Genomic DNA, 25,349 nt, shown 5'->3' on the forward strand with positions numbered 1-25,349 from the left:
GAAATGGCCTGGTTTTGGCGGCGATTAGAGCCACTAACCTATTTCACCCCGGTCCTTGCCGGTCGGCGCGAGCCGAGTAATGTGGCCAGGTCGATCGCGTCGGCCATGGCTTGGTAGCCGCGGTCGCCGGGATGCAGATGATCGCCGGAATCGTAGGCCGGCAGGAAGCGTAGCGGATGCCGGGGATCCCTCAGCGCGGCGTCGAAATCGATGACTGCATCGAATTCACCGCTGCCGCGTATCCATTGATTTACCGCTTGCCGAGTCTGCTCCTTGGTCTCGGAATAATAGCCTTTCAGGGCGGTGTCCTGCAATGCGCCCTCGAATGGGCTCAAAGTAGCGCCGACGATGCGCACATGACGCAAGTGCGCACGCGCTATCAATTGCCGATAGGCGGCGATCAAGCTATCCGCGGGCAAAGCCGGATCATGGGGCGTGAAGCTGCTGCTGGGCCAGCCGATGTCATTAATGCCCATCAGCAGGATTACCGTGTCGACATTGGGTTGATTCAGCACATCTCGATCGAAGCGGGCCATGGCATTGACGCCCATCTTGTCGCTCAGCACCCTGGCGCCGGAAATGCCGGCGTTGATCACGGCGATCTGTTGTTTGACCAGCCGTTGCGCCAGCAGATCGGGCCAGCGCTGATTGCTATTCGAAGTGGAGCCGGCGCCGTCGGTGATCGAATCGCCAAATGCGGCCACCACGCGCGCTGCGGGCGGCGCTTCGACCAGGATCGCGCTGAGGAACACGCGCGCTTCCACGGTCTGGTCGGTCTTGATCAAAGGAGCCGCTGTCAGATTGCCAGGTGCGATGTAAGCGGTTTGCTTGCCGTCCCAGTGGAACGTGGCGAGAGGCGTCGTCTGCGGCAAGAATATACTGACCGCGACCTGCGCCAGCGGCGGCAGCGCCAAATCGATCGGATCGCTGACGAGCGGCGCACCCGGGGCTATCGTCACCTCGCTGCGGCCGTCAAAGGTAAGAGTACGATCCGAGCCGCCGACGATTTCCGAGCCATCGCCTGACATTGCGGCTAGCGCAATGTGCGCCGCCCCTATCGTCAACGGCGTTGTGCCATATTCGTTGGATAGCACCACCCGGGCACGCTTGCCGCCGATGCTGAGCCGGGCGATCTGGCGCACGGTCTGGTTAGACAAGGTGGCCGGGATATTGGTCGACAAGGGAAAACCGTTCTCCCAGGCCGGTTGCGGGCTGGCCGTCCAGCTGGCGATCGCGTGCTGCGTAGCACGGTCGGCTGCTTGCGCCGTTGTGGCCGGTATATTGAAGAGCGTCAACAGCGACAGCAAGGTTAGCGTCGCGGCGATTTTCGGATAACTGGCAGGAAAGCGCATGAAGTGACTCCTTTGATTGATTAAGTATGCGATACAGGCAAATACAAGCAAGTACAAGCGAGGTAGCGATACAAACAAGGTATATTCTTCCCAACACGAATGGTAGTAGTCAAAATTGACTATGGCTTATTCCAAAATGGAATGATATGGATCAGATCAAAGCAATCCGCAGCTTTGTGCGGGCAGTGGAGCTAGGCAGTTTGTCGGCGGTAGCGCGCGAGCAGCACAGCACGCAACCGACCGTCAGCAAAACCATCGCTGCATTGGAGAAGGACATGGGAGTGCGTTTGCTGGAGCGCAGCACCACCAGCCTGACCGCCACCGAACAGGGCAAGCGGTTTTATGAGCGCGCCAAACGGGTGCTGGAAGAATTCAACGAAGCGGTGAGCGACGCGCGCGGCTTAACCGAGAAACCCGCCGGTCTGTTGCGCGTCAACGCGCCGCTCGGCCTCGGCCAATTGCGGCTCAACGGGCTGGTGCTGGAATTCCTGGCGTTGTATCCGGAGATCGAGGTAGAGCTGATATTGAATGATCGCTTTGTCGATCTGGTGGAAGACGGCGTCGACGTGGCGTTACGGCTGGCGGGCGAGCTGCCGCCCAATATGATCGCGCGCAAGATCGCCAGCGCCCAGCGCTATCTGGTGGCGGCGCCGGCTTATCTGGCGCGCTACCCGGAGATCCGGCGTCCCGAGGATCTGGCAAATCATCGCTATATTGGTTTCGCGCGGCCGGCCAATGGCGAGGTGAGTCAAATAAGCGGCCCGGCCGGCACGATCGAGATCGTCACCCGCTGCCGCTACCAAGTCAACAGTTCGCTAGCGATACGCGAGAGTTTCCTGATGGGCGCCGGTCTTGGCATATGTCCATCCTGGCTGGTCCACGACCTGCTCGAATCGGGCCAGTTGCAGCGCATTCTTCCGGAATGGAGTGCATCGGGGCAGGAAGCTTCGTTGCTGTACCCGTCGCGTCGCTATCAATCCTTGCGCGCCACGGTTTTCATGCAATTCATGGCGGAGCGGATTCCAAAATTGCCGGGGTTTTCGGCGCCGATATTCGGCCGCTAACTGGAAATCGGATCCGGGATCTTACTTGTTGGCGCTGCTTGCAACCGCGCGCTGGGCTTGCTTGAATACCGGACCCCACAACGGATGGCCTTGTTCGCCGGGCGCCAGGTCGAAGTTGGGATCGAGCTTCAGCGCCTTTTCAAATTGCTGCTTGCACAGCTTCTTCCTGGACGTCACGCAATAACTGAAAGCCATGGTTTTCAGGGCTTCAGTCTGGAACGAAATGTCTGCCGACCAGATTTCCGGGGCGTTGGCGAGGCGCTTGATGGCGGCGCTGTAACTGCCCTTGTTGTACAAGGCAATGCCATCGGACAACGCGGCCGCCGGCGCCGCCGGTTCAGGAGCAACCGTAGCCGCCGCCGGCGCCGAAGCGCTGGGTGCCGGGCTGCTTGCTTTCGGCTTGCTTGTTTTCGGCGTTTGTGCAGCATTGAGAATGTCGCAGCCGCCGAGCATAAAGGCCGCAGCCAGCATGGCGGCGCTACTGATACGGTAGAAAGAGTGAGTCATGACGGATTCTTGGCTAAACTGCATTTATTTGGACGAAAAATCGTAATCGATATTGCGTGACTTTTTCGGCGTGACATCGATGTCGAAAACGCGGTCCGGAAAATTCGGATTGATCACTTTGATCTGATGTTTGCCTTCCGGCAGAAGCAGTCTTTTCAGTGGCGGACTGACACCCTTCATGCTGCCGTCGACCAGCACCTTGCCCCAAGGCTTGATGGTCAGCATGACGACACCGGTCGGCTCGACCGCTTTTACCTCCGCGCCCTTGCCCGCGCCTTGCAGCTCCGCCAATCTGGCGCGCGCCAGTTCGGCATGCGGACTGTTCGGGTATTTCTGCAGGAAAGCGTTGATCTGTTGCGGCGCCGGATTCTTCAGCCGTTTCAAGGTTTCCCAGCCGACGGCTTCTTCATCAGGGATTTTCTCGTCCGAGGCGTTGGCCGGCTTCGGCGCTGCCGTCAACACGGCTGGCGCGACTTTAGCCGGCGTCGCAGGCACGCGTGCCGCAGCGACAGCCGCGGCGCTGGTCGGCAACTGCGGCGGCAAGCGCGCCGGCTTGAGCCACAGAAAGGCGCCCAGCCCAAGCACAGTTACCGCGGCGACCAGCGACCAGCCCGGCGCCCGCAGCGGTTTATCCAACAGCCTGGCCTGCGGGGCCGCAGACCTGTTGCGCCTGCGCTTGCCGCTGGCAACTACCGGCGCTTCGCCCGGTTTGCGGCCAGGCGCGCGGAAGGCGATCGGGCTGTCGGTGTCGTTGTCGGGCATAGGCATCGGCACCGACAGTTCCAGATCCAGCAATTTGCGAAATTCTTCTATCGATTGCGGCCGTTCGTCCGGCTTCACGGCCAGCCCCTTGTCGATGGCGGCCAGGAATTCTTTGCTGAATCCGCCGCCGTACTTACCTTCCTGGCCATCCTGCAAGGGTTCGATCGGGTCCTTGATCATACGCGCGACCGAAGTCGGCGGCGCAGTCTTGACGATCGCAAAATAGATGACCGCCGACAGCGAATAGATATCGGTCCACGGCCCCTGCTTCATCATGGCGTCGTCGGCATACTGCTCGATGGGTGCGTAACCCGGCTTCAGGATGACCGTCAGCGAATGGGTCATGTCGCCGATAATCTGGCGCGCCGCACCGAAATCGAGCAAGACCGCTTCGCCGTTCTTCTGGATCATGATGTTGTCAGGCGAGATATCGCGATGCAGTATCTGTACCCGGTACATGGCGTCGAGCGCTTCCAGCATCGGCTTCAGCATGCTTTTCAGCCAGGCTTCGGTCACCTGCGCCGGCGAGTTCTGGACCACGCTTTTGAGGGTCCGGCCTTCGTAATAACGCATCGCCATATAGGCGGTATTATTCTGCTCCCAGAACCGGTAAACCTTGGTCAGCGCCGGGTGATCGAATTGCGCCAGCAGGCGCGCTTCCTTGATGAAACTCTTGAGGCCGATGGTGAAAGTCTCGCGGTGCCGCTGCGAGCGCACCACGACCTTCTTGTCCGGTCCGCGCCCGGCAAGGGCGCCCGGCATGTATTCCTTGATGGCCACCATGCGGCGCAGCGATCTGTCGAAGGCGAAGTAGACGATGCCGAAACCGCCTTCGCCAATGACGCCGATGATTTCAAAATCGGCCAGGCGGGTGCCCTTGGGCAAGCAGTTCTCGACAGCTGTTGCTGATATTTCTTGCTGATCAATCGGCTTGGCGTTTGGCATAGGCAGTTGGGTCGACTTTAGTAATATTGTTCTGGACAGCGGTCAACACTCGAAGGTCGTTGACGGCGCTGCTGGTCGAGGATCGGCTATACGGATTGTAAACGCAGTACAGTTATCAAGTGGAACGTTGGACGCGCTGCCGTTCTTTTCTACCAGCGCGTGCATGTTGTCGAGCCAGTCTTGTGCAGAATCGGCCTGGGATGCCGCCTGCTCCATTTCTGCTTCGTTGATCCATTCCCAGAAACCGTCGGTGCAGATCAGGAACGCGTCATCGCCCTGCAATTCGGTCACGCTTTGGGTCACCGTGGCGGGCGCGCTACCCTCGACGCCGACTGCGGCCGACAAAATACTGCGCCGTGGATGCCGGCGCAATTGTTCGGCTGAACAATGGCCGGCATCGACGAATTGCTGGATCAGGCTGTGATCCCTGGTTGCGCTCAGCAGCTTGCCCTGGCGGAACAGATAGAGGCGAGTATCGCCCATATGGGCCCACAGTGCGCAACGGTTTTTTTGATCGATCAGCAACACTGCCACCGTCGAGCTCATGTCTTTCAAACGCGGAATCTGAGTTTGACGCCGCTTCAGTTGCTCCACCGCGTGCTCAATATACGACTGCAGCGCGCGCGGACCGAAAGAAGCTTCTTCCACGAACATTTCCATGATCGAATGCACGACGACATTCGAGGCGATCTCGCCGCCATACTCGCCGCCGACGCCGTCGGCGACAATCACGCAGGCCAGCTCGTCCTGCAGCACGCTGCCCCAGGAATCCTGATTGACCTGCCTTCCGCCCGCATGACTTAGTTGCGCCAAACCCAGGACAACCGGAACCGCCGTGTCGCTGAGTAAGGATGGTTCAGGCATGCTGCGTCTCTTTTTGCGGCATCTCTTTCTTCAGCTTCTCGACTTTTCTTTCGTAAGCCTGCAAAAACGCTTTGCCAAACAAAGTCTGGAAATCGTCCTGCGTGGCTTCCGCAATAATTCGTTGAAAGCGCTCGTTATAGGCATCCCATAACTTTGCTTTACGGGTCGCCGGCAGCAATGCCTCCAGCACGCCGCCCTTTTTCAAGCGTTTTTCCATCACTTCAGGATTGAAACGCTGCAGCATTTCGTTCATGGTCGCGCGCATGCCGGAAACCACGCCCACCTGGTGCGCTTGCAAATCCTGGTAAGCGTCCTGCATCGCTTCAGCGGCGCCCATGAAGCCGGGCATTTTCTTGCGCAGCATCTGGCTCAGCACCGTCTGGCTGTCGGCAAAGAATTTCAAGGGATTATTGTTGCGCACCACCACCTTGGTCACATCCGCGTGCGCTTCGCGTTTCACCAGCGCGCGCGTGGCGTTCAGGGCTATCGTGCCCTGCACGGCAGTGGCCAATAATTTGCCGACGGTTTCCATCAACTCTGGCGTCAATTCGTGCGTCAACGTCTCGGCCGGCAAACCTGCGCCTTTCATGAAGGCCTGAACCAGCGCTTCGCCGGATGCGGACGGCTCGGCGGCCGGACTGTCGGCGTCGCTGGTACTCACCGCAGCCGGAGCGGGCGCAGGCGCAGCAGCGGAACTTACGGCTGGGCGCTGCACCGTATGCACGGGGCGCAGTGGCGCAGCCGGTGATTGCGACGATGTCGACAGGGAGGCATTGGCGGTGGCCGCCAATTCCAGGTTCAACTGCGCCAGCGCCGCCAGGCGGGTCTCGGATACGCTCAGCAAAGGTTTGCCGCCGGGCTTACTGCTGTTTACCCGCTGCACAGGATTGGTCGACGGCTGGCCTGGCTGATTGTTCATGTCAGGGTTATCTTTCATTAAGTTGAGCTGCGTTTCGGCGCGCAATAAATACAGGCCGATCTGGATTTCATCGCCAATCTGCAAATCGTATTCACGCTCGGCATCGATCTCATGTCCATTCAACAAGATCGGATTGGCGCGGCTGAGATTGGTGATGGTTTGGCGGACGCCGTCGCTTTTGATCGCTGCCTGGGTCCGCGACACAAAATTCCTGGGATCGGCCAGGACGAAATAATTCTCTTCGCTGCGACCGAGAGTTTTTGGCTCACGGCCGAATACGGCTGACAAAGGCGCTTCGGGCGCTACATTATTGTATGAAACAACACTAATTTTTATCATCGGATGGGTTTCCAGCTACGCAAAAGCTTGCGCAAATTTCCTGAGGGAATCATTGTATGCTTGGCAGCAAGTTCCATGCCCAAGAAACTGCAGCTGAAAATCGGTCGGAGAAGCGCGAAAAACCTGGTAATTTTGCGAGGTACAAGCTGCAGAACTGCCCTCTCTTGTCATTCGTAGTGACATTTTCTGTCAGCTACAAAACAGAGCGACGCCCCGTGCGAGGGGCGTCGCTCTGTTGTCACTCAGGCCAGACGGCTGCCGCTCAGGATAGTCGCAGCATGGTCTTGATGCCGCGAATCGCCTGGCGGATCCGGGCTTCGTTTTCGATCAATGCGAACCGCACGTACTCATCGCCGTATTCACCGAAACCGATGCCCGGCGAGACGCACACCTTGGCCTTTTCCAGCAGCTGCTTGGAAAATTCCAGCGATCCCAGATGGCGGTACGGTTCCGGGATATGAGCCCAGATATACATCGACGCCTTCGGAATATCCACCATCCAGCCGGCCTCGTGCAAGCCTTTCACCAACACATCGCGCCGGCTCTGGTATTTCTTGCGGATATCCTCGACGCATTGCTGGTCGCCCTCCAGCGCCGCAATCGCCGCCACTTGCACCGGCGTGTAACTGCCATAGTCGTGGTAACTCTTGATACGCGCCAGCGCCGCCACCAGTTCCTGGTTGCCGACCATGAAGCCGATGCGCCAGCCGGCCATGTTATAGCTTTTCGACAGGGTAAAGAATTCCACCGCCACATCGCGCGCGCCCGGCACTTGCATGATCGATGGCGCCTGCCAGCCGTCGAATACGATATCGGCATAGGCCAGGTCGTGCACCACCAGAATGTTGTGTTCCTTCGCCAGCTTGACTACCCGCTCGAAAAATTCCAGTTCGACGCATTGCGCAGTCGGGTTGGACGGAAAGCCCAGCACCATCATTTTCGGTTTCGGATAACTTTCCCGTATCGCCCGTTCCAGCTCGGCAAAGAAATCCACCCCCGGGCTCATGCGCACCGAACGGATATCGGCGCCGGCAATCACTGCGCCATAGATGTGGATCGGATAACTGGGATTCGGCACCAGCACCGTATCGCCGCGATCCAGCGTCGCCAGCATCAGATGCGCCAGGCCTTCCTTGGAGCCGATGGTGACGATCGCTTCGGTATCCGGATTGAATTCAACGTCGTAGCGCTTCTTGTACCAATTCGTAATCGCCCGCCGCAGCCGGGGAATGCCTTTGGAGGCCGAATAGCCATGGGTGTCGGGACGCCGGGATACTTCGATCAGCTTGTCGACAATGTGCGGCGGCGTGGCGCCGTCGGGATTGCCCATCGACATGTCGATGATATCTTCGCCACGGCGGCGCGCCGCCATCTTCAGTTCGGCGGTGATATTGAAAACGTAGGGTGGAAGGCGATCGATGCGCGAAAATCTGCGCGGAGCTGGGGATTCAGACATGTTTTTCTTTCACGTTAGCGCCCGGAACCGTCCGAGCGACGTTGGAACGGTTTTGCCATTTGCGTGGCATGTTCCAGCAACGATTCTAGTGAACATTGGGCGCGTGCGCAATGGCGCCGTGCTACCCGCTGGACGCCATCGCGATACTTGCTTATGATCTTTGTTCTCCGACTCCCACAAGGAAACGCTTCCATGACAACCAGCCAACCCGCTGTGCAGCAAACCGACATCCCGCAATTGCTGGGCCTGTACCCGCCGCTGGAGCCCTATAAATCCGGCTTGCTGGACGTGGGCGACGGCCACCAGGTGTATTGGGAATTGTGCGGCAATCCGGACGGCAAGCCCGCGGTGTTCCTGCATGGCGGCCCGGGCGGCGGTTGCAATGCCGATCATCGGCGTCTGTTCAATCCGGAAAAATATTGCATCATGCTGTTCGATCAGCGCGGTTGCGGGCGTTCGACGCCGCACGCCAATCTGGACGCCAACACCACCTGGCACCTGGTGGCCGATATCGAGCGGCTGCGCGTAATGGCCGGCGTTGACAAATGGCTGGTGTTCGGCGGTTCCTGGGGCAGCACCCTGGCTCTGGCTTATGCCGAAAAACATCCGCAGCATGTCAGCGAACTGGTGCTGCGCGGTATATTCACCGGGACCCATGAAGAGGTGCAATGGTATTACCAGGACGGCGCCTCGCGCCAGTTTCCGGACAAATGGGAAGACTTCCTGGCGCCGATTCCGCCGGTGGAGCGGCACGATATGGTCGCAGCATATAGCCGTCGCCTGACCGGCGCCGACGATGTCGCCAAGCTGGCGGCGGCAAAGGCATGGAGCGTGTGGGAAGGCAGCACCGTCAAGCTGATACCGGATCCGGCCCTGGCGGAAGCGCACGACGAGCCGGAATTTGCGATCGCCTTTGCCCGCATCGAAAATCATTATTTCACCCACGGCTGTTTTTTTGAAGACGGCCAGTTGCTGCGCGATGTAAGCCGGCTGCGGAACATCCCTGGCGTCATCGTGCAAGGTCGCTACGATGTCTGCTGTACGCCGAAAACCGCATGGGCATTGCATAAGGCCTGGCCTGAAGCGGAACTGCATATGGTTGCCGATGCCGGGCACGCGTATAGCGAGCCGGGGATCTTGCATCAACTGATACGCGCCACGGACAAGTTCGCCGGCTGACGGCAAACCATGACCTGACCGGAGGCTCGGTATGTCACGACCGCTTTGCTTGCTGTCTGCATTCATTGCTCTGGCTGCATCTGGAGTGCTAACGCCGGCTGGCGGTGCAAGCTTGCAAAACTGGTTCAGCGATCCTTTCATCCAGGTGCGCAGCGCTGTGCGGGACTGTCCGGTGCCGCTGGGGCCGCTGGTGAGCGAAGAAGAAGCGCGCAAGGAATCGCATTGGCGCACCGAACGCGGCGCCAGCTGCTGGCTGGCCGGCCAGTGCGGCAAGCCTAACTCTTATCTTTACGATGCACCCATTGCCCGGTCGGTACAGGCGCATTTCGCTGCCGAACCGGGTTTCGCCCGCAACAGCAGCCTGTGGCTGACGTTTCAACGCCGCTTCGTCTGGGTTGAGGGCTGCAGCGCGGATCAGTCTGTCGATGCGGCGGCGCTGGAGGCCTTTGTCCGTGTCGAGCCGGACGTCGAACGGGTGATCGTTAACCTGCGCACGGCGCGCGATAGCAAGTCACCCTATCCGCTGGCGCCAGCTCCATGAATTTCTTAATTGCTGCGTGCGGCGCCGGATTTGGCCGAGTAGCCGTCATCCAGGGTTTTCAGGAAAGCGATCAGGTCTCCGATTTCCTCGTCATTCAGGGCGGGCGCAGCGCCTGCCTTGCGGTTCAAGGGAGCATCCAGGCTATCGATGTTGGCGCGGTAACGTGCCGGCAGATCGTCGAATTTGGCAAGCTTGCCTTTCACCTTCGGGTACCAGCTGGCGGGATTCGTATCGCGCGTGACATAAAAATGCATCATGTCGTCAAGCGTGTGGAAGCGGCCGTTATGAAAAAACACTTGGCGCGTCGCCACGTTGCGCAAGGTGGGTGATTTGAACATGCCGCAGAATTCCGCTTCCTGCGCCATATCCTTGCGGCCGGGGCCGCAAATACCGAGATCGGCATACTTCGGATCGCGATTCGCTGCGATCTCCGGATTGCGCGGCACGCCCAGCGCCTGGAAGCCAAAATCGGTGAACTGCGCCGGCCGCCCTCCCGGCCCGGGGGTATCGATGTGGCATTTGGCGCAATTGCCCTTGGCGGGATTATTGAATAAACCGTAACCGCGCAATTCGGCCGGTGCAAAATCGGCGTTGCCAGCCATGGCTGCATCGAATTTGCTGGTGTAGGGATGAAAGTTCGGGTCTTCAGTCTGGAATGCTTCCAGCGCCAGCGTCGCCTGTTCCAGCGCTGCTGCCGGATGATCGAAAATGTCGGCGCCATAGACGCGCCGGAAATGCTCGGCATAGCCGGCGTTTTGCAGTTTGGCGACCACCGCGGCCGGATTCGGATTGGCCATTTCGTTGACGTTAAGCAGCGGAATCAACGCTTGTTCATGCAGCGAATCGACCGCGCCGTCGCGCGTGAAGCCGCCGGTAGGGCCCTCGTCCTCGGTCTCATCCGGGCCCGGCACATAGTAGTGGCGCGTGAACTTGGGGGTGAAACCCAGATAGCGCAACGACGGCACGGCCCGCGTGCCCTGCCGCTGCATGTCGGCGCCGCCCGGTTGCACCGCCAGGCCGTTGGGCGGTCCGTAAGCATGATCGGGACTATGGCAGGTGGCGCAAGACATTTTGCCCGAAGCCGACAGCGACGGGTCGAAGAATATTTGCTTGCCCAGACTCGCCGCCGCACTCAGCGCAGCCGGCGGCTCGGGGTAGCGCACCCACATCTTCAAGGACGGCTTCGGCGCGGCCGGGGTTGCACCAGCCGACGGCGCCAGCGCAGCTGCGCGTGTAACCCGGGCCGGCGTTTCTGCGTCGTGACAGCCGCCCAGCAGCGCAACGGCCAACAGCGCCACACCGATATGCCAGTGCTTACAAACAAGCCAATAATGATTGCTACTCAAAACTTTCAATCCATTTCAATAATTTAATTGGGGTCAGAGTCAAATTTATTTGGACATATATTCGACTCTGACCCTAATTTATGCGGCTTAGAAACTGAACATGGCCATCAGGTCGCCGATGGCGGTGGTGTTCACCGGGCGGTACTGATCGGCGGCGAGGCTGACCGGGTTGGGCAGGTTGTCGCGGCTACGCGGCGAGAGCGGTGTCAGGCGCCAGTTGCGTTCGATGAATTTCAACACCGAGGAGTGATCGTAATAGGTGTGATCGATGAAGCCGGTGCGGGCGTAAGGCGATACCACCAGGAACGGGATGCGCGGGCCGTCGCCGAAGAAGTCGACGTTCTGGATGTAGCCGGTATCGAAATGGCCGCCGCCTTCATCGGTGGTGACCAGGATCGCGGTATGGGCCCACAAGGCCGGATTGGCTTTGACCTTGGCGATCAGGTCCTGCAGAAACGCTTCATAGCGGGCCGGCGCGGAATAGCCGGGATGACCGCTGTCAAGGTTCTTCGGCACCACAAACGATACCGATGGCAATGTGCCTTGGGCGACGTCGTTATAGAACGTCGTCAGGCCGGCCAGGTTGGATTTCAGGTTGCTGTTCATGACGTTGCTGGACGCCACCAGCGGGTCGCCGATAGCGTTGTATTGAACTATTTGCGCAATCGCTACTGGAAACCCCAAGGCGGCGGCATCGGCGCTCACATCCGCTATGTCGCGGCCGCCGGTGTACCACTTCCAGCCAACGTTTTTCTTCGCCAGTCCTTCGGCGATGGTCGGTACGGTTTGCGGCGGGTAGTTGTAATTGTTGGGGCCGATCGGCTGCACGTTGCCGTTCATGTCGTAGCCGGGATTGTAATTGTTGACCAGGTAGTATTTGCCGGCGTCGCAATTGCTCTTGACCTTCTTGCCGCTCAGGAAATTCAGGATGGCGCCGACGCCAGGCTGGCCCGCGTCGGAACAGTTGACGTAGGAACCGCCCTGGTAGCCGTCTTGCGTATAGAAATTCGCGGTTTGCGCCAGCGGATTCGGATTCTCGATCTGGTTCGCCGGCGGTGCGCCAACCGCGCCGCCAGTATTGAAGTACGGCAGGTCGCCGGTGGCGATGGTGAAGAAGTTGGCGCCGGTGCCGCCCATGATGCCCTGATGATAGTTATCGCTCAAGGCATATTGCTGCGCCAGCGATTTGAAGAAAGGCGCATCGCCGCTGGCCATGTTGAGGAAGCCCATCAGCTCGCCGCCTTGCCCCGGGTTGCTTGGCGTGATGCCTTTGGTGTCGCCGCCTTGGCCGACGCTGTCCGCGACCCAGGTAAACAGGTCGTGCTTGGCGTTGTCGCCGCCGGTTTGCTGCCACATCTGGAAGAAACGATGCACCGGATCGCCGGTCTGGGCGCTGGTCGCGGTACCGTAAGGCACATATTTGGTGAGCTGGAACGGCCCGCTCGGCAGATTCCCCGGGAAGCGGGTATCCGGCACGCCGCCCGGATCCTGGAAGGTCGGCGGCGCGAGTTCGCCTATCGCTGTCGGCTGCGGCAAGGTGGGGTAAGCGCTGCCGCGAGCCGGGTTAAGCGCATAGGCGGTCTGGGTCGTGCCCTGGTTTTGCAGCGCCAGGCTGAAATTCGGGCCGGGCGTGCCGTCGGCGTTGATGATGCCTTGCGATAACAGATTATTCACGGTTTGACCCTGAGGCGGCTGATACGCCCCGAATACCGCATCGAAGGTTTGGTTTTCGCCGACGATCACGATGACGTTCTGGATCGGCGTGGTAGTCGGCCCGTTGTTCAGCGCCACCACGGACTGGATCGCGGCGGCTGGCAATGCGCCGCTGACGTTGCCGGTGGCCGGAATCGTCAGGACCGCCCGATTGGCGTCGGCGCCGACTGCGATCTGGCCGGTATGCACAGTGAAGTGCGTCAGGTCGAACAAATTGTCGAGTGGATCGGCGGCGGAGGCTTGGTATACGGTGCTGCCTATCGGGTCGCTGGTTTCGCTGGCGGGAACGTTGAGCGCAGTGAACAAAGGCTGCAGCGGGAAGGAAACGTCGCTGACCGCCTGCGCTATGCTGATGGCGCTGATTTTGGCGGCACTGATTTGCGCCGCAGTCGGGCTGCCGTTCGGGATCTGGCCGAGCACGCGCTGGGTGATCAGCGAGGTCAGCGGATTCAGATTGGCGCGCACGGTACTGCCTAGACTTGCTTGTGTCGAAGCCGGATTGATGACGGCGGACAGGGTAGCGGCACTGCCGTCGGCATCGTTGAATGGCGCTGTCAAAATGAAGGGCGCAGTACCTTTGAGCGCCAGCGTGAACTTGCCATTGGCATCGGTGAGCGCCGTCTGGACGTTCTGGCCGCTGCTGTCGGTGATGGTGACGGTGACGCCAGCCAGTGCTTTACCGCTCGCCGCAACGCCGCTGACCGTGGCGCCGCCGGCGCCGGACGAACTACCGCCGCTGCAGCCGCTCAGATAGACTAGCGTTGCGCATGCCAGCGCAAGGGAACGAGGTTTCATGAAATTATCCTGTTATCGGAATGATGGTTATAGTCGGCTAGATGTGCATGGGCGCCAGGTGCGGACAGCATGCATTCAAATAGTATTCTATTGTCATCTGGAAATATGACTTCCTGATGTCAGAATTTTCCAGTTCTCTAAAAACAACAAATCGTTTAGAGTATGCCGTCCATTGCCTTGGATGAATTAGTGTGTTGCGTTCAGAAAAAAGGCAGCTTATGAAAATGTCGCCGATACTCCTGCTGCCTGGCGCCTTGCTGGTCTCGGATATGGCGCTGGCGCAAACAAACAATATTTCTCCGATAAGGTCTTTTCAAGCAACATGACTAATTCCAATAATCTGGCGGCGGCCTATGCCGCCTATCAAACTGAGGCGAATTTAGACGCCGCGCTGAGATTCATTCGTCTATTGCGCAGCGCCGGAAAAGTTGAAGACGCGATTGCCCTCGCCCATCAATGGTCGTCCAAAGCTGAAACGTTGATGGGTCGGGCGCAGCTTGGCATCGATATGAGTTATCTCGGCATGTTCGCAGCAGCGGAAATATTGTTGCAAGAGGTGTTGCCGCAACTCGCGTCCGATGCCGAAGCCTACTACCAGGTACAGACCGAACTGTCGGTAGTGAAATACTGTCAGGGTAATTTTCATGAAGCTCATGCGCTGCAGAAATCGCTGCACCAGCCACAGTGGTGCGAGGTGTGGACACGTCTGGCCTCGGCCAATCGGGACAACAGCTGGTTTTTACCGTTCAATGACAAGGTTCTTCACAATCAGCCGGTCGCCGGCAAGTGCATTCTGGTATCCGGTGAGGGCGGGGCCGGCGATCTGCTGCAACTGTGTCGTTACATGGAGAGACTGCGGCAAGAAGGAGCTGCGACTATCTATTGCAGCGCGCCGCCGTCTCTGCACGGCTTACTGAAAAATGGCGGTCTGGCTATCGAGGTGGTTGAAGCATCGCATGAGCTGATGCGTGAATGCGATTTCATCACCTGGCCTTTCGCCTTGTTTACCCGTTATCAGCAGAGTCCTTATTTTCCCAGTGCGGCTGATGCTTATCTGGCGCTGGCCGCCGATTACATACTGCCAGACTTGATTCAGGAAAAACTCCGGGGGCAAGCGGGCAATCGGAAAAGGATAGGGTTGAACTGGCGCAGCGGCACTACGGTACGTCATGAACCGTTCCGCTCGATGGAATTGCAAACCTTGCTGCCGCTGCTTGAAAATTCCTCCGCCGAGTTTTTCTCTCTGCAGGTGGGTGAGCTGAACGAGCAAGAAAAAATGCTGATGGAACGCCATCGGATAGTCGATCTGGGGGCGCACCTGCGCTCGTTCGAAGATACCGCCCACGTGATGGAGCAGCTGGACCTGCTGATTTCCGTCGATTCCGCGCCGGCGCATCTGGCCGGCGCACGCAACCGGCCGGTGTGGCTCATGTTGGCGCAAGCAAGCGATTACCGGTGGTACGACTGCCAGCGTTTCACGCCTTGGTATTCTTCCATGCGGCTGTACCGCCAGGCCAGGTTGGGCGACTGGCAGCCGGTGATCGCCGACATGGCTGAGGCATTGCGCGGCTAGAGTCCGCCAGTCGGGAAATGAGTACGGTGCATGCCAACGTCGCAGATGGTTTTTTCAGATTTCTTGAGTGCTGCTCTCAAACTGCATTTAAGAACACTACATTGTCCTTCAACGTGATCTGATGGACCGTTGGGTCGCTCATATGGACAGCAATGATGTTCAGCCCTGCGGGAAAGACGCGATAGCCGAGGCCGGTGACGAAATTCTCAATGGCGGCACGATCGGACTTGAGGACTTCGATGATCATGATCGGGCGATGCCTCGATAGCGCTGACTGAGCACCGCGCAATACATCCATTTCCATCCCTTCGACATCTAGCTTTACCAAGTCCAGACGTTCGAGATCGAGCGAATCCAAGCTGACCAGGGGAACCGTGTTGCAAGCCGAGGCATCATAGGAAATCCGCTGTCCGATGAATTCGTTGTTATCGTTCTGGCGCATCTCTAAACTACCGAAACTCGCGGGTGTGAAATAGTCCGGCGCCGGCACGGCTAACTCGCCGCACTGTTCGCCAAGAGCGGCAAGCCTCACACGGGCATTCAAGCAATTATTCAAAGCTACATTGCCGGCTAAAGCGTAATACACGGCTTCTTGCGCTTCAAAGCTCAATACCCGCCCCCAACCATACATGTGCCGAGCCCACTCGATCGTGTGTACGCCAATATTTGCGCCGCCGTCGATTGCAACGATACCGTCGCCGAAATGGCTGCGGCGACAGTTGAGCAATGCCAAGGCGAAACCAATCTCGCTTTCGTCGAAACTTGAATTGCTCAGTATCTGGTAGCCGACACCGTAACCCTCATTGCCGTTGACCATATGGTAATCATTGCGATTGACAATCATGCTGCCGTGATTGGAGGCTGCTAGCACGAAAGCGATGGGGCGGCGTGGAAATGACATTATTCAAAATCCTTTAGGATGGATTGCTGCCGGCAATTCAGCGCTCCGGATATAGCTGTGAATGAGATTCGGGAAAAAAAACCGATAGTCGAATGCCAGTTTCTCACAACTTGTCGCACCAGCAGTCATATCGATAGCAGCGCGCCAGATTGTGATTATTTATAAAATCTGTTATCTATGAGCAACGACATGAAAAATGTACAAAAGCATGGATCCGTTTGGAACCGGCTGGGATAATTGCTGTGTTTTAGAAAAGTGGCAATCCCGACACCTTTGGTAGATGTGATCAATTTGAATCCCGGAGAGAGCAGATGCAGATTAATTCCAAGACCCAGTTGCTGACCATGGCCGTTGCCTTAGCGCTGACCGCTACCGTGCAGGCGCAGGAACAAGTGGTCAAAATCGCCCACGTCGGCCCGATCACCGGCCCGGTCGCGCATGTCGGCAAGGACAATGAAAACGGTGCGCGCATGGCGATCGACGACCTGAACGCCAAACATCTGGTCATCGGCGGCAAGCAGATCCAGTTCGTTTTGCAGGCTGAAGACGACGGCAGCGATCCGAAGCAAGCTACCAGCATCGCCCAGAAGCTGGTTGACGCCAAAGTGGCGGCGGTTGTCGGGCATCTGCAATCCGGCACTTCGATCCCTGCTTCGAAAATCTATTTCGACGCCGGCATCCCGCAAATTTCACCTTCCGCGACCAGCGCCAAATATACCGAACAAGGTTTCAACACGACTTTCCGCGTGGTGGCCAACGACTCCCAGCTCGGCGCTGCGATGGGCCGTTATGCAGCAAGAACCTTGCATGCGAAACGCATCGCGGTGATCGACGACCGTACCGCCTACGGCCAGGGACTGGCCAACGAGTTCCTCAAAGACGCCAAAGCCAACGGCGTCGAGATTGTGTCCACGCAGTACACGAACGATAGAGCCACCGATTTCAGCGCCATCCTCACTGCCGTCAAGGCCAAGCAGCCAGACCTGATTTTCTTCGGCGGCATCGATGCCAGCGCCGGCACCATGTTGCGCCAGATGCGGCAACTTGGCATCAGCGCCAATTTCATGGGCGGCGATGCTATCTGCACCGGCGCCCTGCCGCGCCTGGCCGGCGAAGGTTTGATCGACGACAAGGTGTACTGCGCGATCGCAGGCGGGGTCGAAAATCCTGCGCCGCTTGACGCGTTCAAGGCGGCTTACAAGAAGAAATACGATGCCGACATCGTCCAGTACGCGCCGTACACCTACGACGCCGTGATGATCATTGCCAAAGCCATGCAACAGGCCAATTCGGTCGATCCTAAAAAATATCTGCCGGCGCTCAGCAAGATCCAGTACACCGGCGTGACAGGCAAGATCGCCTTTGACGAGAAAGGCGATATCAAGAACGGCACGCTGTCGATCTATACCTTCAGGAAAGGCCAGCAGACCTTGCTGACGCTGACGAAGTAAGCAGGATTTGCAGATCCACTCCTGAGGAGGGGCGTTGGCACAAGCAGCAAGCCGTACCGGGCGATTGTTCCTGCTGATGGACGCCTTGCGCAGCCATCGCCGGCCGGTGACGGCTGCCCGGCTGGCAGAGGATATGTCAGTCTCGGTGCGCACCATCTACCGCGACATGCAAACCTTGATCGAGTTGGGCGCGCCGATCGAGGGTGAGGCCGGTCTCGGCTATTTGCTGCGCTCCGGATTCTTCCTGCCGCCGCTGATGTTCAGTGAAGACGAGCTGGAAGCGCTGGTGCTGGGCGCGCGCTGGGTGCAGCGGCAAGGCGACGATGGCTTGACGCAAGCCGCTGCCAACGCGCTGAGCAAGATCGCCACCGCCTCGCCCGCCGACCTGCGCGACAGTATGGCGAACATGGGTTTGTGGCCGGCCAGCTATCAACCGGAGCCGGCCGGCCAGTCGCCAAGCCCGAACCGCACGCTCGGCCCGATTCGCGAAGCGATCCGGCGCCAGCACAAAATCAGCATCAGTTATCGCGACGAACACGGCAGCGCCACCGAAAGATTGATCTGGCCGATTGCGATCGCGTTCTTCGAAGGCAAACGCCTGGTCATCGGCTGGTGTGAGCTGCGCAGCGGATTCCGCCATTTTCGTAACGACAGGATCAGCGTATTGACGGTGACCAAGATACGCTATCCGCAGCAGCGCAGCATGTTGTTGCAGGCCTGGCGCCGCGAGAATTCCTTCGCGCAAGACCAGTAACATTTACTTGTCGAAATACTACTGACACAGACTGTCAGTGACCCGGGACTAAGATGCAGGCATCGCATCAACCACCTCGGGAGTTCATCATCATGCGCCTCTATCATCATCCGATTTCAAGCAATGCACGCCGTGCCGTCATGACCGCCCATCATCTCGGGCTGCCGCTCGAGCTGGTGCAGATCGACCTGTCCAGCGCCGACCAGCGCAAGCATTTGCTGGCGCTTAATCCGAACGAGAAAATCCCGGTGCTGGTGGATGGCGATTTCATCTTGTGGGAATCTTGCGCGATCATGCAATACCTGGCCGACAAGACGCCGGGACAGACGGTCTATCCGACCGAGTTGCGGGCCAGGGCCGATGTCAACCGCTGGATGTTCTGGTCGGCCCAGCATTTCGCGCCGGCGATAGCGATTTTTTACTGGGAAAATTTCATCAAGGGGCTGATCGGCGCCGGCCGGCCTGATACGATCGAGTTACAGCGCGGACTGATCGAGCTGGAAACCTTTGCCGGCGTACTGGATGGGCATTTGGCGCAGCGGCAATGGGTATCCGGAACCGGCCTGACCCTGGCCGACCTGGCGCTTGCGGCACCGCTGATGGCGGCCGCGCCGGGCCGCGTGCCGCTGGCGCAGTACCGCAACTTGCTGGCCTGGTTCAGTCGCGTGCAGGAGCTTGATGCGTGGCGCCAGACTGCGCTTGAGGAAGAGCTTGCGATGGCGTGATCACATTTAAGGGCGATTTTAAGGATGAAATCCGTCGTTCAACGTTTTCAGGAAGGCGATGACATCCCTGATTTCGCTATCCGTCAGTGCCGGCCGGTCGCCTGGTTTGCGATCGAACGGCGCTTCGACATTGACGTTGCCATGATATTCCTTGGGCAGGTCGTCATATTTGCGCACCGTTCCATCCCTGTCGCGCGGATACCATTTCTGCGGCTGGGTATCGCGCTGCACATAGAATTTCAACACCTGTTCCAGGCTGGTGAACGCGCCGTTATGGAAAAACACCTGGCGCGTGGCGACGTTGCGCAAGGACGGTGTCTTGAACCTGCCGCAATACTCGGTCTTGTCCTTGAGGTCGGTGCGATCCGGGCCGCATAAGCCCATATCGAAATATGTCGGGTCGGCGTTGGCGGGGATATGCGGGTTGCGCGGCACGCCGATGGCGATCAGGCCGTAATCGGTAAATTGCGGAAACGCTCCGCTAGCCGTGATTTCGCTGATATGGCATGAAGCGCAATTGCCTTTGGCGGTATCGTTGAACAGGCGCAAGCCATTCAACTCCTGTTTGCTGAGCTGGGTTTGGCGGCGCAAAAAGGCGTCGTACTTGCTGTTGTACGGATAAAACTCGGCCGGGCTTTCCTGGAATACTTCGAGCGCCATCAGCGCCCATTTGAAGGCTTGCTCCTGATTGTCGAAAATGTCCTCGCCGAAATTTGCCCGGAACTGCGCTGCATAACTGGCTTTTTTCAGCTTCGCCACCACCTCGGCCGCGTTCGCATTACCCATCTCGTGCATCGACAACAGCGGAATCCGCGCCTGATCGTGGGTGGAAGGCGCGCGGCCGTCCCAGTTGTGGCCACCGGTAGGGCCGGCGTCGATGCTGTCGTTGCCGTCGTCATCGAAGAAATGTTCGGTGAAGGCCGGCACATTCTGTATGTAACGCAATGAAGGCACAGCGCGCGTGCCCAGTGCTTTCATTTCCTTGCCGCCCAGTTGTACCGCCAGCTTATTCGGCGGCCCGAACGCATGCTCGGGGCTGTGGCAGGTAGCGCAAGACATCTTGCCCGAGGCTGAAAGTGAAGGATCGGAAAACATGGTGCGGCCCAGCGCAGTCATGGCGGCTACTGACGGCTGTTTTTTCAGCGTCGGCGCATAGGTCGCACCGAGGTAGGCCGGGCTTGCCGATTTTGCGGTCGCCGCCACCCCGGCTTCTGCCTGCCGCTGGCCGCAGCCGTTCAGGAGTAGCGCGGCTATGCCGCTGAGGAGTGCAATGACAGCAGGTTTCATAGAAATGGCCAGGTCCCGGGTGACGCGCGAGGCGCTGCGTCGAATGGGAGGCAAGACTAGCAGCGTTCTGTGACAGAACGATGACACATTCTCTTGCGAAAAAATAAATGATGATGGACGGCACATTTCATACCGCTGAAATATTCGAAGCATAGGATTGCGCTTTTTATCGCCCAGGAGGGTTTATGAAGCGGACCATGAAATGGCTGCCGGTAACGGTAGCGACGGTAACGTTGTCGGCAGGCTTGAGCGCATGCGGCGGCGGTGGCGGCGGCTCGGTTGGTGATTCGGGCACGGTGACCAACGGCCAGGTGACCGGCAGCTATTATGAAAACGCCCAAGTGTGTTTCGAAGACAAGATCAAGAAAGCGACATGCGATGTCGCCTCCCCGGTGGTCAAGACTGCGGCCGACGGTTCATATTCGCTCAAAGGCCAAGGCGCAGTGGTGGCCACTATCGACACCAGCGTTACGCGTCATGAGGCGCTGGGCGACAAAGGCAGCCCTGTGACGCAGAAACTGGTGTTCCGCGCACCTGCCGGACGCAGCGCATACGTCAGTGCGATCTCGACCGAGCTGGCCGCGGCGATGGACGCCAACGGCGGCGATTTCGCCGATGCCAGCAAGAAGCTGGCCGCCAAAATCGGTACCGCTGAAGCCAACCTGCTGGCAGATATCAACAAGCTCGGCGCCGATGACCTGGCCAAGCTGAAGGCTGAAGCGGCGGAAATCAATGACGCCATTGCAGATGCTGTGGCCCAGGGCGACAGCGATGATTTCGGTCGGGCCTTGAACGGCGCGCTGGCGAGGAAAAAAATCCAGAACGTGGTGGTGATCTTCGCGGAAAACCGCGGCTTCGACAATCTGTACGGCCTGTTCCCTGGCGCCAACGGCATTCCCGGCGTCAATCCGACTTCTGCTTCCAGCTACATTCCGCAAAAAGACTTCGATGGCAGCACCCTGCCCGTCTTGCCGCCGACCTGGGGCGGCATGACCGTGGCCGGCCAGAGCACGGTCATCACCCAGGCGCAATCTGCCAATCTGCCGAACAAGCCGTTCCAGATCGATGATGCCAACAGCCCGATCACCATGTCGTCGGCAGTGATTACCCGCGATCTGGTGCACCGTTTCTACAATAACCAGATGCAGATCAATGGCGGCAAGAACGATAAATTCACCGCTTACTCCGATGCCGGCGGCCTGAGCATGGGCTATTACGACGGCAGCAAGATGAAGCTGTGGAACATCGCCAAGCAATACACGCTGGCGGACAATTTTTTCATGGGCACCTTCGGCGGCTCGTTCCTCACCCATCAATACCTGATCTGCGCCTGCGCCCCGACATATCCGAACGCCGATGCCGCTACCTCGCCAGCCAAGAACAGTATCTCGGCCGTCACTCTGGACGCCAGCGGCAACCTGGTCGGCCTGACTCCAGGCACCGGCATGCCGACTTCGGTATTGAACGGTGCGCCGGTTTATCAAAAGGACAGTACCATCACGCCGAAAGATGCCGCCGGCATGTTCTATGCGGTCAACACCATGCAGCCGCCGTATCAGCCTAGCGGCAATAGCGCTGGCGCCGTGGCCGCGTATGCCGATCCAAGCAAGGCCACTACCCTGCCGACCCAGAGCCAGACCACCATCGGCGATCAGCTGACAATCAAGGGTATCGACTGGGCCTGGTATGCCGGCGCCTGGAATGCCGCGCTGGCTGATGCGCCGAATGCCAGCCGCAGCGTCATCTATAGTGGCAAGATTCAGTTCCAGCCGCATCACCAGCCGTTCAACTACTATAGCCGCTTCGACCCGGCAACTGCGACTGGCGCTGCCGAACGTGCCAGCCATCTGAAGGATTTCGACGCCTCGTTCCTGCAGGATGCTGCAGCCGGCAAGTTGCCGCCGGTGGCGTTCTACAAACCGCAGGGTAATTTGAACCAGCATCCCGGTTACGCCAGCGTGGCCGACGGCGATGCCCATATCGCCGATGTGATCGCCAAGCTGCAAGCCAGCCCGCAATGGAAGCATATGCTGATCGTGGTGACTTACGATGAAAACGGCGGCTTCTGGGATCATGTGGCGCCGCCGAAAGGCGATCGCTGGGGCCCGGGCACACGCTTGCCGACCCTCCTGGTGTCGCCATACGCGAAGAAAGGGTTCGTCGATCACACCCAGTACGATACCGCATCCATCCTGCGTTTCATCACGCATCGTTATTCGTTGCCGGTATTGGATGGCATCACCGCGCGCGACAAGGCGCTGGTGGCGAACGGCGGCAAGCCTATGGGTGATTTGACGGGGGCATTGACGCCGGTACCGCAAGAGTAATCCGAGTAGTTTGCGGCAGATCGCTGCTTGCGCGAGGAATCAGTGCTTTGCCGGGAAATCAGGAAAGCCGGCTGCTTTGGAAAAAGCAGCCGGCTTTTTACATGACTACCAGGAGCCCATCGGCGCCAGCGCCGGCGACGGCTCCGCTTCGCTCCAGCGCAGCGGCAAGGAGGCTTCAACCCGTATCGCCTGCTCCACATGGAAACGCAGCAAACGCTCGGCGCCTTTGAAGGCCGCGACTTCAGGGCCATCCCAGATCAGCTCGGCAGTGACCGCCAGATATAACAGATCGCCGCGGATGAAATCGATGAACAGCAGGCCCGCCCGCGGATGCTTGACCAGGTTGCCGATGGTGTTGAAGAAAAAATTGCCGACGAAATCAGGCACCGTCAGCGTCATGGCGTCATCGATGCGGACAAAGCCGGGTTTGCCGCCACGGTGCGAAACGTCAACGCCGTGTTGACGATCCGCGGACCCGGGGGCAGTCGCAGGTTCGTCCACAGAGTTACCCGAATACGCCGTAGCAATGAAGAAAGTATCTGCTGCAGCGATCAGTGCTTGCATCGCAGCGTCGAGTTGCTGCGTGCGATGAACCGCCGGCGCCGTTGCGTTGGCGTTCTCGATAAAGCCGGGCCGGCGCGCCTGGATATATTTCGGACAGTTGCCGAAGCTTTGATCTACCTTCACCGTCCATCCTGCCGGGTTCAGTTTCTCGACCTTGCCGTTCATGCGATTGCGGCGGCGCGTATGCGGTTCGATTCCCAGCAAGCCGATGGTCGCATTGTCGGCCAGGTTCAGCTGCAGCGGATCGGCCGGCAAAACCTGCGCATCTATCTCCAGATGCTCCGGGTCCGGCGACGTCACGAAACCGGGTGCGCCTATCACTATCGACGCCCACGGCTGCTGCTGTCCATCGATACTGCCGACGATCAGGAACGGCAACTGCTGAAAGAACTCGCGATGCTGGTCTGGCATGAAGCTGCGGATTACATGGCTGCGAGACGCCATCTTTTCCAGTACGCCGACGCGCTGCTGCACTGCGCGTTCGCCGCTGTGGAAAGCGCTATCTTCGGCTGCCATCATTTCAGGGCGGGACATGGTTCACCTCCTAGTGCATATCTTTGCGCGGTAGCGAGCCCTGATCCACGTGCGATTAGGGCACATGGTCTCAGGCTGCCAGCGGCGGCCGGCTAGCCTGCATGGCGACAAAGCCCGGCAGCGCTTCAATCCGGGCCAGCCATGCGCGGATATTGGGATAGCCATCCAGCGCCACGCCGCCTTCCGGAGCATGCGCTATATAGCTGTAAGCCGCGATATCGGCGATAGTCGCCTGTGTGCCGGCCAGGAACACATGGCTGGCTAGATGTTGTTCCAGAATCGCAAACAGCTGCCTGGCGGTGGCACAGGCCGCATCATGGTCGAGCGGCACTCCGAACAGGGCTATCAGGCGAGCGCTGGCCGGACCCCGGTAGATTTCGCCGGCGGCAAGCGAGAGAAAGCGTTGCACGGTTGCCGCTCCCAGGGGATCGCGCGGCAGCCAGCTGGCCTCGCCGTACTTGCTTGCCAAATAGACCAGGATGGCAGTCGAATCGGCGAGCTTGACCTCGCCATCTTCAATCACCGGGACCTGGCCGAACGGGTTTTTGGCCAGAAATTCAGGTTTTTTGTGTTCGCCTGCGCGCAGGTCGATATCGATCATTTCAAACGGCAAATCCAGTAAGGACAGAAACAGCTGCACCCTGTGGGCATGGCCGGACAATGCGGCACGATAAAGACGGATCGGCTGGGCTGGGCGGGCGACTGGCATGGTGGACTCCTGATTGGCTTGAATATACGGCTTGAATGAGATGCACCGCAAACGATGCATGAGGGAATTGCATGTTTCTGTACCGAACAATCGGTACAATACAAAGGCAAAACCAGCCTGTCAAGTAAAAACAGGAAATCCAGAAAAATTACTCGGCCGCCTGGGGACCAAGCAAGATGGCAGGGAAGTTTTCTATCATCCGCAAGAACGGGCCGTTGCTATCCAAAGCGCGCGAGACGATCAGCGATCCCTGGATCGCCACCACGGCATTCTCCGCCCTCACCGCCGCCTCGACCTTATCGACGCCGGCCTCTTCCGCCACCGCCGCCAGCAAGGCCATCAGCGCCCGCATGCGGCCGCCCAGGTGTTGCTGGAACAGCGAACCGGCTTCGCCGATAGTGAACACATCCATCAGGCAAGGCGCCATGCCGTTGGCGTAATATTCCGTCAACTTGCCGGCGAAACGCTGCAAGCGGATGGCAGATGCCTCATGGCTGTTCAGCGTCGACAGCACATGCTGGGTAAACCAGGTCCCGACCGCGCCCATCGCGGCGCTCGCCATGTCTTCCTTGCCGTTTGGGAAGTAATGATAGAGGCTGGAGCGGCCCAGGCCGGTGGCTGCCGACAGGCGCGACAAGCTGCTGCCCTCATAGCCGTAGCGGCGAAAGGCGGCCAGGATGCGTTCGACGACTTCGTCGCGGGTAAGGGTGGCTACAGGCATGATTTTGTACCGGATGGTTGT

The 25,349-nt window shown here is 58.9% G+C and carries 21 protein-coding genes; 8 read left to right on the forward strand and 13 right to left on the reverse strand.

Features of this window, described 5'->3' with window-relative positions; genetic code table 11:
* Positions 1-38: 38 nt before the first annotated feature.
* On the reverse strand, positions 39-1,352 hold the full coding sequence (locus BLV81_RS16955) for an SGNH/GDSL hydrolase family protein (RefSeq protein ID WP_092358403.1): 1,314 nt from the start codon (positions 1,350-1,352) through the stop codon (positions 39-41).
* A gap of 146 nt (positions 1,353-1,498) precedes the next feature.
* On the opposite strand from BLV81_RS16955, the gene BLV81_RS16960 reads away from it, so the two are divergent.
* Positions 1,499-2,416 (forward strand): LysR family transcriptional regulator, encoded by a 918-nt coding sequence (locus BLV81_RS16960; protein WP_092358405.1) that lies wholly within the window; start codon positions 1,499-1,501, stop codon positions 2,414-2,416.
* Between the two features lie 21 nt (positions 2,417-2,437).
* Here BLV81_RS16960 and BLV81_RS16965 read toward each other — a convergent pair whose 3' ends face one another.
* The 5 genes from BLV81_RS16965 to alaC form a co-directional block, all read right to left on the reverse strand.
* Positions 2,438-2,923, reverse strand: a complete 486-nt coding sequence (locus BLV81_RS16965; RefSeq protein WP_255365298.1) for a TssQ family T6SS-associated lipoprotein — start codon at positions 2,921-2,923, stop codon at positions 2,438-2,440.
* A 24-nt stretch (positions 2,924-2,947) separates the two neighbouring features.
* Positions 2,948-4,570 carry a serine/threonine protein kinase gene (locus BLV81_RS16970; RefSeq protein WP_255365299.1) on the reverse strand — a complete coding sequence of 541 codons (1,623 nt, stop codon included), beginning with the start codon at positions 4,568-4,570 and terminating at the stop codon, positions 2,948-2,950.
* A gap of 102 nt (positions 4,571-4,672) precedes the next feature.
* Positions 4,673-5,494 (reverse strand): PP2C family protein-serine/threonine phosphatase, encoded by an 822-nt coding sequence (locus tag BLV81_RS16975; protein ID WP_092358411.1) that lies wholly within the window; start codon positions 5,492-5,494, stop codon positions 4,673-4,675.
* On the reverse strand, positions 5,487-6,752 hold the full coding sequence (gene tagH / locus BLV81_RS16980) for a type VI secretion system-associated FHA domain protein TagH (protein WP_092358413.1): 1,266 nt from the start codon (positions 6,750-6,752) through the stop codon (positions 5,487-5,489). The genes BLV81_RS16975 and tagH overlap by 8 nt, the downstream gene beginning before the upstream one ends.
* 262 nt (positions 6,753-7,014) lie before the next feature.
* Positions 7,015-8,208 (reverse strand): alanine transaminase, encoded by a 1,194-nt coding sequence (alaC, locus tag BLV81_RS16985; RefSeq protein ID WP_092358415.1) that lies wholly within the window; start codon positions 8,206-8,208, stop codon positions 7,015-7,017.
* Positions 8,209-8,400: 192 nt separating this feature from the next.
* Between alaC and pip the strand changes: the two genes are divergently transcribed.
* Both pip and BLV81_RS16995 read left to right on the forward strand, forming a co-directional pair.
* Entirely contained in the window at positions 8,401-9,387 is a 987-nt protein-coding gene (pip, locus tag BLV81_RS16990) for a prolyl aminopeptidase (RefSeq protein ID WP_092358417.1), read from the forward strand.
* A gap of 31 nt (positions 9,388-9,418) precedes the next feature.
* The gene (locus tag BLV81_RS16995) at positions 9,419-9,928 is read left to right on the forward strand and encodes a hypothetical protein (protein WP_092358419.1); all 510 of its coding nucleotides are present in this window, start codon (positions 9,419-9,421) and stop codon (positions 9,926-9,928) included.
* A 5-nt stretch (positions 9,929-9,933) separates the two neighbouring features.
* On the opposite strand, the gene BLV81_RS17000 is transcribed toward BLV81_RS16995, so the two are convergent.
* Both BLV81_RS17000 and BLV81_RS17005 read right to left on the reverse strand, forming a co-directional pair.
* Positions 9,934-11,217, reverse strand: coding sequence for a cytochrome-c peroxidase (locus BLV81_RS17000; RefSeq protein ID WP_369823895.1), 1,284 nt, complete (start codon positions 11,215-11,217; stop codon positions 9,934-9,936).
* A 144-nt stretch (positions 11,218-11,361) separates the two neighbouring features.
* Positions 11,362-13,782 (reverse strand): alkaline phosphatase family protein, encoded by a 2,421-nt coding sequence (locus BLV81_RS17005; protein ID WP_092358421.1) that lies wholly within the window; start codon positions 13,780-13,782, stop codon positions 11,362-11,364.
* Positions 13,783-14,104: 322 nt separating this feature from the next.
* Between BLV81_RS17005 and BLV81_RS17010 the strand changes: the two genes are divergently transcribed.
* A complete protein-coding gene (locus BLV81_RS17010) occupies positions 14,105-15,355 on the forward strand; it encodes a glycosyltransferase family 9 protein (protein WP_092358423.1) in 1,251 nt (416 codons plus the stop codon).
* Between the two features lie 76 nt (positions 15,356-15,431).
* Here BLV81_RS17010 and BLV81_RS17015 read toward each other — a convergent pair whose 3' ends face one another.
* Entirely contained in the window at positions 15,432-16,256 is an 825-nt protein-coding gene (locus tag BLV81_RS17015) for an FkbM family methyltransferase (protein WP_092358425.1), read from the reverse strand.
* A gap of 311 nt (positions 16,257-16,567) precedes the next feature.
* Between BLV81_RS17015 and BLV81_RS17020 the strand changes: the two genes are divergently transcribed.
* The 3 genes from BLV81_RS17020 to BLV81_RS17030 all read left to right on the forward strand — a co-directional run bounded on the left by BLV81_RS17020 (position 16,568) and on the right by BLV81_RS17030 (position 19,186).
* Entirely contained in the window at positions 16,568-17,707 is a 1,140-nt protein-coding gene (locus BLV81_RS17020; protein WP_092358427.1) for a branched-chain amino acid ABC transporter substrate-binding protein, read from the forward strand.
* A gap of 34 nt (positions 17,708-17,741) precedes the next feature.
* Complete coding sequence (locus BLV81_RS17025; RefSeq protein WP_092358429.1) at positions 17,742-18,461, forward strand: helix-turn-helix transcriptional regulator; 720 nt, start codon at positions 17,742-17,744, stop codon at positions 18,459-18,461.
* A gap of 92 nt (positions 18,462-18,553) precedes the next feature.
* The gene (locus BLV81_RS17030) at positions 18,554-19,186 is read left to right on the forward strand and encodes a glutathione S-transferase family protein (RefSeq protein WP_092358431.1); all 633 of its coding nucleotides are present in this window, start codon (positions 18,554-18,556) and stop codon (positions 19,184-19,186) included.
* A gap of 18 nt (positions 19,187-19,204) precedes the next feature.
* Here the strand turns inward: BLV81_RS17030 and BLV81_RS17035 are convergent, their stop codons facing one another.
* Positions 19,205-20,473, reverse strand: coding sequence for a cytochrome-c peroxidase (locus BLV81_RS17035; protein WP_176992873.1), 1,269 nt, complete (start codon positions 20,471-20,473; stop codon positions 19,205-19,207).
* A 185-nt stretch (positions 20,474-20,658) separates the two neighbouring features.
* Here BLV81_RS17035 and acpA point away from each other — a divergent pair, with 185 nt between their 5' ends.
* Positions 20,659-22,800: an acid phosphatase gene (gene acpA / locus BLV81_RS17040; RefSeq protein ID WP_092358435.1), complete on the forward strand. Its 2,142-nt coding sequence runs from the start codon at positions 20,659-20,661 to the stop codon at positions 22,798-22,800.
* Between the two features lie 105 nt (positions 22,801-22,905).
* Here the strand turns inward: acpA and BLV81_RS17045 are convergent, their stop codons facing one another.
* The 3 genes from BLV81_RS17045 to BLV81_RS17055 all read right to left on the reverse strand — a co-directional run bounded on the left by BLV81_RS17045 (position 22,906) and on the right by BLV81_RS17055 (position 25,328).
* The gene (locus BLV81_RS17045) at positions 22,906-23,898 is read right to left on the reverse strand and encodes a pyridoxamine 5'-phosphate oxidase family protein (RefSeq protein WP_255365302.1); all 993 of its coding nucleotides are present in this window, start codon (positions 23,896-23,898) and stop codon (positions 22,906-22,908) included.
* 70 nt (positions 23,899-23,968) lie between these two features.
* Positions 23,969-24,607, reverse strand: coding sequence for a glutathione S-transferase family protein (locus BLV81_RS17050; protein WP_092358580.1), 639 nt, complete (start codon positions 24,605-24,607; stop codon positions 23,969-23,971).
* A gap of 148 nt (positions 24,608-24,755) precedes the next feature.
* Positions 24,756-25,328 (reverse strand): TetR/AcrR family transcriptional regulator, encoded by a 573-nt coding sequence (locus BLV81_RS17055; protein ID WP_092358437.1) that lies wholly within the window; start codon positions 25,326-25,328, stop codon positions 24,756-24,758.
* Positions 25,329-25,349 lie beyond the last annotated feature (21 nt).

Source organism: Collimonas sp. OK242, from assembly GCF_900107095.1.
GTDB lineage: Bacteria > Pseudomonadota > Gammaproteobacteria > Burkholderiales > Burkholderiaceae_D > Collimonas.